The organism is Polaribacter litorisediminis, assembly GCF_019968605.1.
Lineage (GTDB): Bacteria > Bacteroidota > Bacteroidia > Flavobacteriales > Flavobacteriaceae > Polaribacter > Polaribacter litorisediminis.
The window spans coordinates 493,160-509,049 of the sequence record NZ_CP082966.1; the positions used below are offsets into that span (position 1 = coordinate 493,160).

A 15,890-nucleotide genomic window follows, 5' to 3' on the forward strand; every position below is an offset into this window, starting at 1 on the left:
ATAGTACAAAACTAATGGTATTACTTAGCTTAAATTATGATAAAAATCATATGCTGTAAACAAAGTTTTTTCTGACTAAAAAGCACATTGAATATTAGGTGTTTAAATAATGTAAAAAGAAAAAAATATTTAGAAATTTAATAATTTATAAAAAATAGCAGTTTTTTATCGGTTATATTTTACTATTTTCATAAAAAGTTTGTTTTTTTTATATATCATATAAAGTTAACTTTCTTTTTGTATTATTTTTAAGTTCATATTTTATTAAAAATCATCGCTTTTTTGTATTTTTGCAATCCTTAAAATCATATATAAATGGCAATTTTTGAATTAAAACTACCCAAAATGGGCGAAAGTGTTGCAGAAGCAACCATTACTTCTTGGTTAAAAGAAGTAGGCGATATGATTGAATTAGATGAAGCCGTTGTAGAAATAGCTACGGATAAAGTAGATTCTGAAGTTCCGAGTGAAGTAGAAGGAAAATTGATAGAAATTTTGTTTCAGCAAGATGAGGTTGTTGCTGTTGGCGAAACGATTGCTATTATAGAAATTGAAGGTAAAGATGCTGAAGAAGTTAAAACCGATGCTTCGCCTAACGAAGTAAAAGAAGTAGAAGCGATTATTGAAAAGGCATCAGAGGTTGTTGCGGCCCCGATTTCTAAAACTTCAGATTCTGGTAAATTCTATTCGCCACTAGTAAGAAATATTGCACAAACAGAAAATGTTTCTATGCAAGAGTTAGAAACTATTTCTGGTACAGGTAAAGATGGTAGGGTTACTAAAGATGATATTTTATCGTATATAGAAAATAAAGGAACATCAATTGAAAAAGAGGAGACTCTGGTTAAAGTGAATGCTCCAAAAGCATCTGAAAAAATTGAAGCAAAACCTGTTTCAAAAGTAACACCAGTTGCTGTTAATGATGGTGATGAAATCATTGAAATGAGTAGAATGGGTAAATTGATTGCAAAACACATGGTAGATTCTGTTCAGACATCTGCTCATGTACAATCATTTATTGAAATTGATGTCACAAATATTGTAAAGTGGAGAACGAAAGTAAAAGATGCTTTCTTTCAAAGAGAAAAAGAAAAATTAACGTTTACGCCAATTTTGATGCACGCCATCGCATCAACCATTAAAAAATATCCGATGATTAATATTGCTTTAAATGGCGATACAATCATTAAAAAGAAAAATATCAATTTAGGAATGGCGGCAGCTTTGCCTGATGGGAATTTAATTGTACCTGTGATTAAAAATGCGGATCAATTAAATTTAGTGGGTATGACAAAAGCCGTAAATGATTTGGCAACTAGAGCAAGAGGCAATGCATTAAAGCCAGATGAAATTCAAGGAGGAACTTATACTGTAACGAATGTGGGTAGTTTTGGTTCTGTGATGGGAACCCCAATCATCAATCAACCACAAGTGGCAATTTTAGCGTTGGGAGCTATTCGAAAAGTGCCTGCCGTGATAGAAACACCAGATGGAGATTTTATCGGAATTAGACAAAAAATGTTTGTGTCACATTCTTACGATCACAGAGTTGTAAATGGTGCTTTGGGCGGAATGTTTATAAAAACCTTAAAAGAAACTTTAGAAGCTTGGGATTTGAATGCTGATTTTTAATATTAAATATCAAATATAAATAATAGAGCGCTTGGAAATTTCCAAGCGTTTTTATTTTTTACCATACAGCCACCAATTCATATCTCTCGTAATTTTATAACCCAACTTTTCATAAAGCTCAATGGCTGGGTTTCCTTTATTTGTATGTAAAATAGGTAGTTTGTTTTCTTTTAAAATTTCTTTGGTTGTATGCTGTATTAATTGTTTAGCAAATCCTCTTCTTGTATAATTAGGATGTGTAACAACTGAGCTAACCTCAATAAAATCATCAGTTTGCATTCTCTGTCCAGATATAGCAATTAATTTATTATTTTTAAAAATTCCATAGAAATTCCCCATTTCAAAACCTCTTTTTTGATAAAAACCTGGCATTACTAGCCAGATTAAGTCATAAACTTCATCCATGTTTTTTTGGGTTAATAAGATAATTTCTTCTGTTATTTCAACGTCTGTTAAATTGTCTAAAACCATTTGACAGCCATTAATTTTTTTCTCTAAAACTATTTTGTTGTCATCAATTATTGGCGTTTGATCTTCTGAAACTAAAAAGAATCTTTCTGTTTTTTCAGTGTATTTATTTAAAGCCTTTATGGTCTTATCAGTTTCTAAAAAGGCACCAAAATTATTGATTTCAGGGTTGTAAAATTGCACACCGTCAAGCATTATGGCGAACTTTTTATGCGTTTCATTTAAAGAATGCCAAACAGGGTTTTTTAATTTTTCTTCTAAAGTGATCATGATTATTTGAAAGATAAAAACTCGCACATATTGCGAGTTTTTATATTAATTAAATGAAAACAAAATTTAAAGTTCGTTTTTTAGATGATTTCTTAATTCTATTGGGTTCAAAATCGTAATTACTAGAACGAACATCATAAAACCGATTTTAAATCAAAATTGAAGAAAGATTAAGAATTATTTTCTGATCTTGTTTCTTCCTTTTTTTCGCCTTTTTCTATGTTAATGGTAAGTTCATCTTTTTCATCATCAAAATCCATGGTTATAATATCCCCTTCGGTTAAGGTGGCGTTTACAATCTCTTCAGCTAAAGCATCTTCAATATATTTTTGAATTGCTCTTTTTAAAGGTCTTGCACCATATTTTTTATCAAACCCTTTATCAGCAATATAATCTTTTGCTTTATCGCTTAAATTTAAGGTGTAACCCAAATCTAAAATTCGATGTAAAAGTTTGTCTAATTCAATATCAATAATAGCATGAATGTCTTCTCTTTCTAGCGCATTAAAGATAATTACATCATCAATTCTGTTTAAGAATTCAGGAGCAAAAGACTTCTTTAAAGCCCCTTCAATTACCGATTTAGCATATTCATCTGCCTGATTTTTTTTAGAAGTAGTGCCAAAACCAACACCCCCACCAAAATCTTTTAATTGACGGGCACCAAGGTTAGAAGTCATAATAATTATGGTATTTCTAAAATCTATTTTTCTGCCTAAACTATCAGTAATATATCCGTCATCTAAAATTTGTAATAGCATATTAAATACATCTGGATGCGCTTTTTCAATTTCATCTAAAAGAATAACCGCATAGGGTTTTCTACGAACTTTTTCTGTTAACTGTCCGCCTTCTTCATAACCAACATATCCTGGAGGTGCTCCGATTAATCGAGAAATAGCAAATTTTTCCATGTATTCACTCATGTCGATTCTAATTAAAGAATCGTCAGAATCAAATAACTCACGCGCTAAAACTTTTGCTAATTGTGTTTTACCAACTCCTGTTTGACCTAAAAATATAAATGAACCAATTGGTTTGTTAGGATCTTTAAGACCTACTCTGTTTCTTTGAATAGCTTTTACTACTTTGGTAACTGCCTCATCTTGCCCAATAACTTTTCCTTTAATCATGGCAGGGAGCTCATGCAATCGGTGGCTTTCTGCTTCTGCAACTCTATTTACAGGGATTCCAGTCATCATAGAAACTACTTCTGCAACATTATCTTCTGTTACAATTTCTCTGTTTAATTTAGAATCATCTTCCCATTGTTTTTGAGCGGAATTTAAGGCAGATTCCATATTTTTTTCATCATCCCGTAATTTGGCAGCTTCTTCATATTTCTGACCATTTACAGCTTTTGTTTTTTGAACGCGAATAAGCTCTAGTTTAGATTCTAATTCTAAAACTTGTTTAGGAACTACAATATTAGTGATATGAATTCTAGAACCCGCTTCATCTAAAGCATCAATAGCTTTGTCTGGTAAGTAGCGGTCTGTCATATATCTGTTTGTTAATTTTACACAAGCCTCAATAGCATTATCTGTATAATTTACATGATGATGTTCCTCATATTTACCTTTAATATTATTTAAAATTTGGATGGTTTCTTCTACCGTAGTAGGTTCTACAATTACCTTTTGAAAACGACGTTCTAGTGCGCCATCTTTTTCTATATTTGTTCTAAACTCATCCAACGTAGTTGCACCAATACATTGAATTTCTCCTCTCGCTAAAGCAGGTTTTAACATGTTGGATGCATCTAAAGAACCAGTTGCGCCACCTGCCCCTACAATCGTATGAATTTCATCAATAAAAAGAATAATATCATCGTTCTTTTCAAGCTCATTCATTAAGGCTTTCATGCGTTCTTCAAACTGGCCTCTGTATTTTGTGCCAGCAACTAAACTTGCCAAATCTAAAGAAACAATTCGCTTATCAAATAAAATTCTAGATACTTTTCTTTCTATAATTCTAAGAGCTAAACCTTCTGCAATGGCAGATTTACCCACTCCAGGTTCTCCAATTAACATGGGGTTGTTTTTCTTTCTTCTACTTAAAATTTGAGAAACACGCTCAATTTCTTTTTGTCTACCAACAACGGGGTCTAATTTTCCGTTTTCAGCTAAATTTGTTAAATCACGCCCAAAATTATCTAAAACGGGTGTTTTAGATTTCTTAACCGCTTTTCCTTTTTGAGAGGACTCAAAAGGATTTGATTTTCCGGAAGGATAATCATCATCATCAGAAGGCGTTTCTGCAATCGGATTAGAAGGTAAAATATCTTCATCCGTATCATCTACATGTAATTGTTTGTATAACGCTTTTGCTTCATCATAATTTACATGGTATTTCTGAATTAGCTTTGTAGTTGGGTCATTCTCATTTCTTAAAATGCACAAGAGTAAATGCGCCGTATCTATAGAATCACTTTGATACAATTTAGCCTCTAAAAAAGTGGTTTTTAATGCTTTTTCCGCTTGTCTTGTTAAACGCAGACTTGGTTTGTCAGTACCGTCTGAAAATGCCGGATTTGAAGGGTTTAATTGCTCTAGTTTTTTTCGAAGCAATATTAAATCAACATCAAAGGCTGTTAATATCTCAATTGCTTTTCCTTCGCCTTTTCTTATTAAACCCAATAAAAGATGCTCTGTTCCAATAAATTCGTGGCCCAATCTTAAAGCCTCTTCTTTACTAAATGTGATTACATCTCTTACTTTTGGTGAAAAATTATCGTCCATATTTCTTTCTTATATTCTAATAAATGTTGTCTTCTTTTATCATAATAATCACAATAAAGATGCCAATATAAAAAAACTGACAGTTTGACTTTTGATGAAAGGTATAAAACAATTAGAAATCAGACAAATAAAAGACTGTTAAATATTATAAAAAAATGTTGATAACTCATATGTATAAGAATGATGAAAACCTTTGTAGGTACTGTAAGAAATAGTATCTTGCCTTGGTTTAAAAATTAGCATAAATACTAATAAGAATTAAATATGGCAGACGGAGAAAAATTAATTCCGATTAATATTGAAGAGCAGATGAAAGCTGCATACATTGATTATTCAATGTCAGTAATAGTGTCAAGAGCATTACCAGATGTAAGAGATGGCTTAAAACCGGTTCATAGAAGGGTTTTGTTTGGTATGCATGAGTTAGGTATTAAAGCCACCGGATCCTATAAGAAATCTGCAAGAATTGTTGGGGAGGTTTTAGGAAAGTATCACCCGCATGGAGATACTTCTGTGTATGATTCTATGGTGCGTATGGCACAAAGTTGGAGTCAGCGTTATATGATGGTGGATGGGCAAGGTAATTTTGGTTCTGTAGATGGAGATTCACCTGCTGCAATGCGTTACACGGAGGTTAGAATGCAGAAAATATCGGAAGATATGTTAGCGGATATTGAAAAAGATACCGTAGACCATCGTTTAAATTTTGATGATACGTTACAAGAACCAACTGTTTTACCAACTAGAATTCCTAATTTATTAGTAAACGGAGGTTCTGGTATTGCAGTAGGGATGGCAACAAATATGGCGCCACACAATTTAACAGAAGTTGTCAATGGAATCCTCGCTTATATAGATAATACCGAAATAGAGATCGATGAATTGATGCAGCATGTTACTGCGCCAGATTTTCCTACAGGAGGAATTATTTATGGTTACGATGGTGTTAGAGATGCTTTTCATACAGGTCGTGGGCGTATTGTAATGCGTGCAAAAGCGGTTATTGAAGAGGTAAAAGGACGTGAATGTATCATCGTTACAGAGATTCCTTACCAAGTGAATAAAGCAGAAATGATTAAGAAAACTGCAGACTTGGTCAACGAGAAAAAGATATCGGGAATTGCGAATATTCGTGATGAATCTGATAGAAACGGAATGCGGATCGTTTATATTTTAAAACGAGATGCAATACCGAATATCGTTTTAAATAAATTATTTAAATACACGCAATTACAAACTTCTTTTAGTGTTAATAATATTGCATTGGTAAAAGGAAGACCAGAGCAATTAAATTTAAAACAATTAATTCATTATTTTGTTGAACACAGACATGAAGTTATCGTCCGTAGAACAGAATATTTATTAAAGAAGGCAGAAGCAAGAGCACATATTTTAGAGGGATTAATTATTGCTTCGGATAATATAGATGAAGTTATAAAAATTATTAGAGCTTCTAACAATGCAGACGAAGCAAGAGAGAGTTTAATTGAACGTTTTGAGTTAACAGAAATTCAAGCAAAAGCAATTGTAGAAATGCGTTTGCGTCAGTTAACTGGTTTAGAGCAAGATAAGTTGCGTGCAGAATTTGATGAGATTATGCTAACTATTGCAGATTTAAAGGATATTTTATCTAATGAGCCTAGACGTTATGACATTATCAAAGAAGAATTAGTTCTTATCAGAGATAAATATGGTGATGAGCGCAGATCTATCATAGAATATGCCGGTGGTGATATGCGTATTGAAGATATGATCCCTGATACCAAAGTTGTCGTAACGATTTCTAATGCAGGATATTTAAAACGTACAAATCTAGATGAATATAAAGTTCAGAATAGAGGAGGAAGAGGTCAAAAAGGAGCAACAACCAGAAATGAAGATTTTCTAGAACATTTATTTGTGGGTACAAACCACCAATATATGATGTTTTTTACGCAAAAAGGAAAAGTATTCTGGATGCGGGTTTATGAAATTCCGGAAGGTGGTAAAAATACCAAAGGAAGAGCAATGCAAAACCTCATCAATATAGAACAAGACGATTCTGTAAAGGCATTTTTAGTAACACAAGATTTAAAGGACGAAGCATACATCAACAGTCATTACGTTATTATGGCTACCAAGAAAGGTCAGGTTAAAAAGACTTCTTTAGAGCAATATTCTAGACCAAGAACAAACGGTATCAATGCAATTACCATTAAAGATGGTGATGAATTACTAGAAGCTAAATTAACAACCGGTGATAGCCAAGTAATGTTAGCCTTAAAATCTGGAAAATCGATTCGTTTTGAAGAAGCAAAAACAAGGCCCATGGGAAGAACTGCTTCTGGAGTTAGAGGAATTACTTTGCAGCATGAAAATGATGAAGTTATAGGTATGGTTGCTGTAAATGATATGGAAAGTAATATTCTTGTTGTTTCTGAAAAAGGCTATGGAAAACGCTCTAAATTAGAGGATTATAGAGTTACCAATAGAGGTGGTAAAGGTGTAAAAACTTTAAATATTTCAGAAAAAACGGGTGATTTAGTGGCGATTAAAAACGTAGATGATTCTAATGATTTGATGATTATTAATAAATCTGGATTAACCATAAGAATGGCTGTAGAAGATTTGCGTGTTATGGGGCGTGCAACGCAAGGTGTGCGTTTAATTAACATTAAAGATGATGACAGTATTGCTGCCGTGGCTAAAGTAATGCGCGAGGAAGATGATGCAGATGAAAACTTAGGGGATACAAATCCAGAAGGTGTAGATCCAGAAAATTCAAGTTCTGAGGATATCGCTGAAAATGGCACGGAAATTGAAAAAGGTTCAAATGAAAACCAAGAATAACAAATAAATAAAAACAGATTAAAATGAAAAAACAAATATTAGCGCTTTCTTTAGGATTGATTTCATTAGCATCCTTTGCGCAAAAAGACGAATTAAAAGCAGCAGAAAAAGCTATTAAAAAAGATTTATTCAAAGAGGCACAAGCAGCCTTGTTACCTCTAGAAAGTATGGAGGCTACTATGGATGAAAAATATATAGCAAAATACTACTTTTTAAAAGGTTCGGCTTATGGAAAAATGAATGTAGAAAAAGCTGCCGAGGCATATAACAAACTCATGGAGGTAGAAAAGGAAAGCGGAAAATCTAAATATACAGACCAAGCGACTCCTAAATTGAATGAACTCATTCAGTTTGTTTCTGAAAAGGCTGTTCAGGCTTATAATGTTGATAAAGATTTTGAAGAGGCTACCAAAAACTTTTATTTAACATATAAATTAAGTCCTACAGATACATCGTTTTTATACAATGCTGCCGTGAGTGCATCTTTAGCAAAAGAATATGATACTTCTTTGCAGTATTATAAAGAACTTCAAGAAATAGGGTATACGGGTATTACCATGAAATATATGGCTACCAACGCAGAGAGTGGTGAAGAAGAAAATTTAGGTTCTATAACGCAAAGGGACTTAATGGTAAAGACTGGCCAGTATAACAATCCTGTAGACAGTCCAACGGAATCTAAACAAGCAGATATTGTAAAGAATATCGGTTTTATTTTAATAGCACAAGGTAAAACAGAAGAGGCTATTGTAGCCATTCAAGAAGCTAGAAAGTCAAGTCCTAAAGATTTAAACTTGATATTAAACGAAGCTCAATTGTATATTAAGCTTGATAAAATGGATATGTTTGGAAAATTAATGGAAGAAGCTATTGAGCTAGATCCAAACAACCCAACATTGTTTTTTAATCTTGGAGTTGTAAATCAAAATGAGAAAAAAACAGAGGAGGCAATTGGTTACTATAAAAAAGCGATTGAATTAGATCCTGAATATGGTGATGCGTATATGAACTTATCTGTTGCAATTTTATCAGGAGAGCAAGCTATTGTTGCAGAAATGAACCAAAATTTATCTAATTTTAAGAAGTATGATGAGTTAGAGAAAAAACAAAAAGCGTTGTATTTAAAAGCGCTTCCTTACTTAGAAAAAGCAGATGAAATTAAGAGAACAGAAGATACGGTTAGGTCTTTATTAAATATTTATGACCTTACAGGAAATAGCGAAAAAGCAGAAGTTTTAAGACCTATTTATAAAAAGATGAGAGGAATGTAATTCAATCATTTATACCATAAAAACTAAAAACCGAAATCTTATGATTTCGGTTTTTTTATATCAATTTTTTAATAACTCTCAATCGATGCGTATGGGTTTGTAAATCATGATTAAAAATACCACTATGGTCTAAGGAATCAATCCTTACCTTGCCGTATGCGTGTATAATATGATAGTCTTTTAAGATAATTCCTACATGAACAATGTTGCCTTCATCATTATCAAAAAAAGCCAGATCTCCAGGTTCACTTTCTTCAATAAAACTCAATACTTCTCCTTGCCTTGCTTGTTGGTTGGTGTCTCGGAATAATTGGTAACCACATAGTTTGTAAACCATTTGGGTAAAACCGGCGCAATCAATGCCAAAAGGAGTTTTTCCACCCCATAAAAATGGCGTGTTTAAATAAGTAAAAGCTTTTTGGATGAGTTCACTTTTAGGTAATTTTCCAGAAAAAACGTTTCCTTGATACTGATAGCTTTTGAAGTTTAATTGAAATTCATGATTTGTATAAAAAGGTAAACAAGATCCTAAAGGAATGGTTAGTAAATCGTTTGCTGAATTTGTTATAAAATCTATAATTTCGGCGGAATACACAGTATTTTCTGTCTCGATTTTTAAAAATAAATCTTCAGAAATTTCTTCAAATTGTTTATTGTCTATATAGCCTTCATACCCATCAAAAGATAGTTTAATTTTGCTCCAATATTTTTCTTTTTCAAGAACTGTAAAGCTTTCACCAAACAATACTTGACTCACCATTTCTGATTTGTCTGCTGGTGCTGCTCTTAAAGGAACAATACTTAAATTACAAATTCCGTACAAATTTTGGTCAATTAAATTCTTTCAATAATCATCGCACTTGCACCACCACCGCCGTTACAAATTGCTGCAGCACCAATTTTTGCATCATTTTGTTTTAAAATAGAGGTTAATGCAATAATAATTCTTGCTCCAGAAACTCCTAAAGGATGCCCTAAAGAAACGGCACCACCATTTACATTTACGTTTTTATCGGATAATCCTAAAATCTTCATATTGGCTAAGCCAACAATAGAAAAGGCTTCATTTAATTCAAAATAATCTACATCATCTAAAGAAAGATTTGCTTTTGCCAAAGCTTTAGGCAAGGCTTTTGCCGGTGCAGTGGTAAACCATTTAGGTTCTTGCGCAGCATCTGCATAACTTACTATTTTTGCAAGCGGTGTAAGGTTTAATTCTTTCGCTTTCTCAGCAGACATTAAAATGAGTGCAGCTCCTCCGTCATTTATAGTGGATGCGTTTGCAGCAGTTACAGTTCCGTCTTTTGTAAAAGCAGCTCGTAAAGCAGGAATCTTCTCGAGCTTTACATTTTTAAATTCTTCGTCTTCAGAAAAAATAATAGGTTCTCCTCTTCTTTGCGGAATTGAAACCGGTACAATTTCATCAGCAAATTTTCCTTCGCTCCAAGCTTTTGATGATCTATTGTAAGATTGAATTGCAAATGCATCTTGGTCTTCTCTAGAAAATTCATAGGCAGTAGCACATTCATCAGCACAAACTCCCATGGCAACTTTGTCATATGCATCTACCAATCCATCTTTTTGCATCCCGTCTTCCATAGTGATCGGTCCAAATTTAGAACCATTTCTTGCATGTTGATAATGCGGAATTGAACTCATATTTTCCATACCACCAGCAACTACCACATTGGCATTATTCAAAGCAATAGTTTGCGCCGCAAGCATAATAGATTTCATTCCAGAAGCACAAACCTTATTAACCGTTGTACAAGGAACAGAATCTGGAATTCCGGCATGAATTGCAGCTTGTCTTGCAGGCGCTTGTCCTAAACCAGCAGAAACAACATTCCCCATAAAAACTTCTTCAACTAAATTAGGGTCTAAATTAATTTTCTCTAAAGCTCCTTTTATGGCAGTAGCTCCTAAAATAGTTGCAGGTATATTAGATAAACTTCCCATAAAACTACCAATGGGCGTTCTTGCCACCGATACAATTACTACATCCTTCATACGTTATATTTAACTGTGATTTGTTTTTGATTTGTGGTGCTAAAATAACCATTTTAAATCAAAAAGAAATCTTATTATAATTGTAATTTTCGGTGTTCGTATTTTTTACTGTAAGTTTGTGTGTTTAAGAACGTTTTTTATGAATGAATTTGTAAATAAAATCTACCAAAACAATACCATAATCTATAAGGTAATTTTGTTTTTAATTACCACTGTGGCCATTGTGTATTTATTTCCGAAAGGAGGTCAGTTTAAATATGATTTTAGTAACGGACAGCTCTGGAAATATGATAATTTATATGCAACTTTTGATTTTGCAATTCAAAAAACTCCCGAAGAAATTTCTTTAGAAAAGAAAGAAATTAGATCGAATGCAAAACTATATTTTCTTTATGATACCGAGTTGGTATCTAAAGTAAACGAAACTTTTAAAAATAGAATAGGACTTTTAAAATCGAATGATTCTTTATCTTCTGATGAAATTATTAGGCTTAAAAGTGTTGGAGAGAGTGTGATTAAAAAAGTATATGAACCCGGTTTTTTGTCTGCAGTAAGTCAAAATAAGATCTCTAATAATAATGAAATTATTGCCTTAAAGAAAGACAATGAAGTGCAAGATGTTCCTTTTAAAAGTCTTTTAAACGCTAAAGATGTTTTAGCTATTATTAATAATAATTTAGGAAAAGAACCGTATTCTTTGGGGCAAAAATCACTTTTAAATATTTTAGCAACCATTATAAAACCAAATGTTACTTATGATAAAATATTTACAGAAAAGGTCATAGAAAATGATATCAATCGGATATCTTACACGAAGGGAAAAGTTTCAGAAGGAGAATTAATTATTTTAAAAGGCGGTATTGTAGAGGGTAAAAAATTGGCAATTTTAAATTCATTAAAAAGTGAATCTGAATCTAAAGTTTGGACAGATTCTAATTATAATTGGATTGTTTTTGGATACACAATTTTAGTCTCATTAGCCCTATTGATGTTATTACTATTTTTGCATAAATATCGTTTTGAGATTTTTGAAAACAACAATAAAGTTACTTTTATCTTCTTTAATGTTTTTGCAATTATTTTTATTCAAACTTTGGTCATCAAGTACAATTCAGACTATTTATATATTGTTCCTTTAAGCATATTGCCCATAATTATAAAAGCATTTTTTGATGCACGTTTAGGACTCTTTACGCATGTTTTAACGGTGTTGCTTTTAGGGTATATTGTGCCCAATAGTTTCGAGTTTATTTACCTGCATATCATTGCAGGGATTGTTACCATCCTTACCGTATCCGAACTCTACAAGAGAGCCAATTTATTTATATCCGTTGCGCAAATTACAGGAATTTATATGATTACTTATTTTGCGTTTTCCATTATTAAAGAAGGCAATGCATCTCAAATAAATGGGGATTATTTTATGCTGTTTGCAGGGAATGGTGCACTTTCATTTTTATCCATTATATTAATTTACATCTATGAAAAAGTTTTCGGATTAGTTTCTGATGTAACACTTTTAGAATTATCCAATACCAATACAAAGCTTTTAAGAGAACTCAACGAAAAAGCACCAGGAACCTTCCAGCACTCTATGCAAGTTGCCAATTTAGCAGAAGCGGCAGCCAATGAAATTGGCGCAAATTCTATGTTGGTAAGAACAGGGGCGCTATATCATGATATAGGTAAAATGGTCAACCCGATGTATTTTATAGAAAATCAAGCTACTTCTGTAAATCCTCACAACGATTTATCGCCTAGAGATAGTTCTAAAATTATTACAGATCATGTTATAAAAGGAGTAGAGATCGCTAAAAAAAATAAATTACCAGATAGGATTATCGATTTTATAAGAACACATCATGGTACTAGTTCTACCTATTATTTTTATAGAAAGGAACAAGAATTAAATATAGATACAGAGGTCAATATCAAAGATTTTCAATATCATGGACCCATTCCGTTTTCTAAAGAAACTGCTATTTTAATGATGTGTGATGCTTCCGAAGCTGCCTCAAAAAGCATCAAAAATCCTACGGCGCAATCTATTAATAGTTTAATTGATAAAATTATCAATAAACAAATGGCAGACAATCAGTTTTTAAATTCTGATATTACATTTCGAGAAATTGATGTGATTAAAAAAGTTATTAAGAAAAAATTGATGAATATCTACCATTTAAGGGTGGAATACCCTGAGTAAAAAAAATACTAAAAAAAGTTAAAAACATCTTGCAAATTTATAATTGTAATAGTACATTTGCACTCGCAATTTTAATCAACTGCGACTAAGTTCAAAACCGGAGAGGTGCCAGAGTGGTAATGGAGCAGATTGCTAATCTGTCGACGGGTAACTGTCGCCAGGGTTCGAGTCCCTGTCTCTCCGCAATTTTATATTGTTTAGTCTAGTTTCACTAATTTAAATTAGTTGCAAAACTATTATTTTACACCATCGGGGTGTAGCGTAGCCCGGTCATCGCGCCTCGTTTGGGACGAGGAGGTCGCAGGTTCGAATCCTGCCACCCCGACACTGTTTTCGTAGAAACATAAAAACTACGGGCTCTTAGCTCAGCTGGATAGAGCACCTCCCTTCTAAGGAGGCGGTCGAAGGTTCGAATCCTTCAGGGCTCACTTAAAGCTTCACAGAAATGTGAGGCTTTTTTGTTTTCTATAGGTTTTGTAAGGGTTTATGGTACTTTGCATCATTTTTAATAGTAACTTCAGAATAAACGAAACCTTTTTAAAAAGCTATCCACTTTTAAAAAATTAAAAATTAGTCATAATTTTAGACGACTTATATTATTGGTTTTGTAAAAAATGAAAACAAACTAGAAAATTAACAAGATGTGCATAGTAGTACGCGTACAAATGTTCTGAGAAATGAAACTGGAAACAATTATATCTATCAGTGGAAATCATCATTTTTAAAGGTATTTTACACGGCATTTAAGGACTAATTTGGTGCAGCTGAAATGGTTAACAAGGAAAAAGTATATCAGCTGCAAATTATAAGGAACTAATTACTAATCTCTACAAAAAGAAATAAGTTTATCTTCTTTCTAGACTTCAGGGGTTCTGATACCAATTCTGCATTGAAATAATCATAATAAAACGCCCTTTTTACTTTTTATTTCCGCATAAAAAAGAAACCAAACGAATGCTATGCTTTATTTTTCTATTTTCTTTAAAGAAAAAAAATCATCCTTTTATTTTACAGTAATTCCAAAACAGCATTGGTATTAAAATCTGTAAGGTCTTTTATTAAAACAAAATTTCATTTGTTGAAGGGAACATTCATACAGATTTCTAAGGTTTTTTTTAATCAAAACCCTAAATTTGCCAAACAATATAACATTATGAGTCAAGAAGTTTCGAAGAGATATGCGCAAAGAGGTGTTTCTGCATCTAAAGAAGATGTACACAACGCTATTAAGAATATAGACAAAGGATTATTCCCAAAGGCATTTTGTAAAATTGTGCCAGATTATTTAACAAATGATGATGATTATTGTTTAATAATGCATGCAGATGGGGCAGGAACAAAATCTTCTTTGGCTTATATGTATTGGAAAGAAACAGGTGATATTTCTGTATGGAAAGGGATTGCACAAGATGCTTTAATCATGAATATTGATGATTTATTGTGTGTAGGGGCTACAAATAATATCATGTTATCCTCAACAATCGGTCGAAATAAAAGCAAGATTCCTGGTGAAGTTTTATCAGCAATTATAAACGGAACAGAAGAATTAATCGAAGACTTAAAAGGTTTTGGAGTTACTATTCATTCCACAGGAGGAGAAACTGCCGATGTTGGTGATTTAGTGCGTACCATTATTGTGGATTCTACCGTAACGGCAAGAATGAAACGTTCTGAAGTTATTGATAATGCGAACATAAAGGCAGGTGATGTTATTGTTGGTCTAGAATCTTTTGGGCAAGCAACTTATGAAACTGAATATAACGGCGGTATGGGTTCTAACGGATTAACTTCTGCACGACATGATGTTTTTCATAAATATTTAGCTGAAAAATACCCAGAAAGTTTTGATGCTGCTGTTCCAGAAGAATTGGTCTATTCTGGAAATACAAAATTGACGGATGAGATTGAAAATTCGCCTATTGATGCTGGTAAATTAGTATTGTCTCCAACAAGAACTTATGCACCAATAATTAAAGAAATTTTATCAAAATTTAATGCTGAAACTGTTCACGGAATGATTCATTGTTCTGGTGGCGCGCAAACTAAAATATTGCATTTTGTAGATAATTTACATATTGTAAAAGAAAATCTATTTCCAATTCCGCCTTTATTTAAATTAATACAAGAGCAGTCAAAAACAGACTGGAAAGAAATGTATCAGGTTTTTAATTGTGGTCATAGAATGGAACTCTATGTTTCACCTGAAATTGCTGAAGAAATTATTGCCATCTCAAAATCCTTTGATGTAAATGCTCAAATTGTAGGTCGTGTTGAGGAATCTGACATAAAGAAATTGACGATTAAAAGTGAGTTTGGTATTTTTGAATATTAATTTCATAGAAATAATAGCATCTTTTTTAATAGATTTATGAAAATAATAAATACATTTTTTATAAAATCTTCTGTTTTTAGAATACAAATTATGAACTCAAAATGAAAATAAACCTTTTCACAAAGTATTTTCAG

General features: G+C 32.5%; 9 protein-coding genes and 3 tRNA genes. 8 read left to right on the plus strand and 4 right to left on the minus strand.

Going from position 1 to position 15,890, the window contains the following annotated elements; all coding sequences use genetic code 11:
• Nucleotides 1-315 precede the first annotated feature (315 nt).
• On the plus strand, nt 316-1,632 hold the full coding sequence (locus K8354_RS02130) for a dihydrolipoamide acetyltransferase family protein (RefSeq protein ID WP_223445056.1): 1,317 nt from the start codon (nt 316-318) through the stop codon (nt 1,630-1,632).
• Nucleotides 1,633-1,683: 51 nt separating this feature from the next.
• Here the strand turns inward: K8354_RS02130 and K8354_RS02135 are convergent, their stop codons facing one another.
• Together K8354_RS02135 and K8354_RS02140 are read right to left on the minus strand one after the other, a co-directional pair.
• Nucleotides 1,684-2,370 carry a GNAT family N-acetyltransferase gene (locus K8354_RS02135; RefSeq protein WP_223445058.1) on the minus strand — a complete coding sequence of 229 codons (687 nt, stop codon included), beginning with the start codon at nt 2,368-2,370 and terminating at the stop codon, nt 1,684-1,686.
• Between the two features lie 170 nt (nt 2,371-2,540).
• Complete coding sequence (locus K8354_RS02140) at nt 2,541-5,111, minus strand: ATP-dependent Clp protease ATP-binding subunit (protein ID WP_223445059.1); 2,571 nt, start codon at nt 5,109-5,111, stop codon at nt 2,541-2,543.
• 264 nt (nt 5,112-5,375) lie between these two features.
• Between K8354_RS02140 and gyrA the strand changes: the two genes are divergently transcribed.
• Nucleotides 5,376-7,940: a DNA gyrase subunit A gene (gene gyrA / locus K8354_RS02145; RefSeq protein ID WP_223445060.1), complete on the plus strand. Its 2,565-nt coding sequence runs from the start codon at nt 5,376-5,378 to the stop codon at nt 7,938-7,940.
• Between the two features lie 23 nt (nt 7,941-7,963).
• Entirely contained in the window at nt 7,964-9,211 is a 1,248-nt protein-coding gene (locus tag K8354_RS02150; RefSeq protein WP_223445061.1) for a tetratricopeptide repeat protein, read from the plus strand.
• Between the two features lie 55 nt (nt 9,212-9,266).
• On the opposite strand, the gene K8354_RS02155 is transcribed toward K8354_RS02150, so the two are convergent.
• Both K8354_RS02155 and K8354_RS02160 read right to left on the minus strand, forming a co-directional pair.
• Nucleotides 9,267-10,034: a C40 family peptidase gene (locus K8354_RS02155; RefSeq protein WP_223445062.1), complete on the minus strand. Its 768-nt coding sequence runs from the start codon at nt 10,032-10,034 to the stop codon at nt 9,267-9,269.
• Nucleotides 10,035-10,045: 11 nt separating this feature from the next.
• Nucleotides 10,046-11,221 (minus strand): acetyl-CoA C-acyltransferase, encoded by a 1,176-nt coding sequence (locus K8354_RS02160; RefSeq protein ID WP_223445063.1) that lies wholly within the window; start codon nt 11,219-11,221, stop codon nt 10,046-10,048.
• A gap of 139 nt (nt 11,222-11,360) precedes the next feature.
• Between K8354_RS02160 and K8354_RS02165 the strand changes: the two genes are divergently transcribed.
• The 5 genes from K8354_RS02165 to K8354_RS02185 all read left to right on the plus strand — a co-directional run bounded on the left by K8354_RS02165 (nt 11,361) and on the right by K8354_RS02185 (nt 15,756).
• Nucleotides 11,361-13,424, plus strand: a complete 2,064-nt coding sequence (locus tag K8354_RS02165) for an HD family phosphohydrolase (RefSeq protein WP_223445064.1) — start codon at nt 11,361-11,363, stop codon at nt 13,422-13,424.
• Between the two features lie 99 nt (nt 13,425-13,523).
• Nucleotides 13,524-13,607 (plus strand) — tRNA-Ser (locus K8354_RS02170).
• A gap of 67 nt (nt 13,608-13,674) precedes the next feature.
• Nucleotides 13,675-13,749 (plus strand) — tRNA-Pro (locus K8354_RS02175).
• Nucleotides 13,750-13,778: 29 nt separating this feature from the next.
• Nucleotides 13,779-13,852 (plus strand) — tRNA-Arg (locus K8354_RS02180).
• A 725-nt stretch (nt 13,853-14,577) separates the two neighbouring features.
• The gene (locus K8354_RS02185; RefSeq protein ID WP_223445065.1) at nt 14,578-15,756 is read left to right on the plus strand and encodes an AIR synthase related protein; all 1,179 of its coding nucleotides are present in this window, start codon (nt 14,578-14,580) and stop codon (nt 15,754-15,756) included.
• The last annotated feature ends 134 nt before the right edge of the window (nt 15,757-15,890 follow it).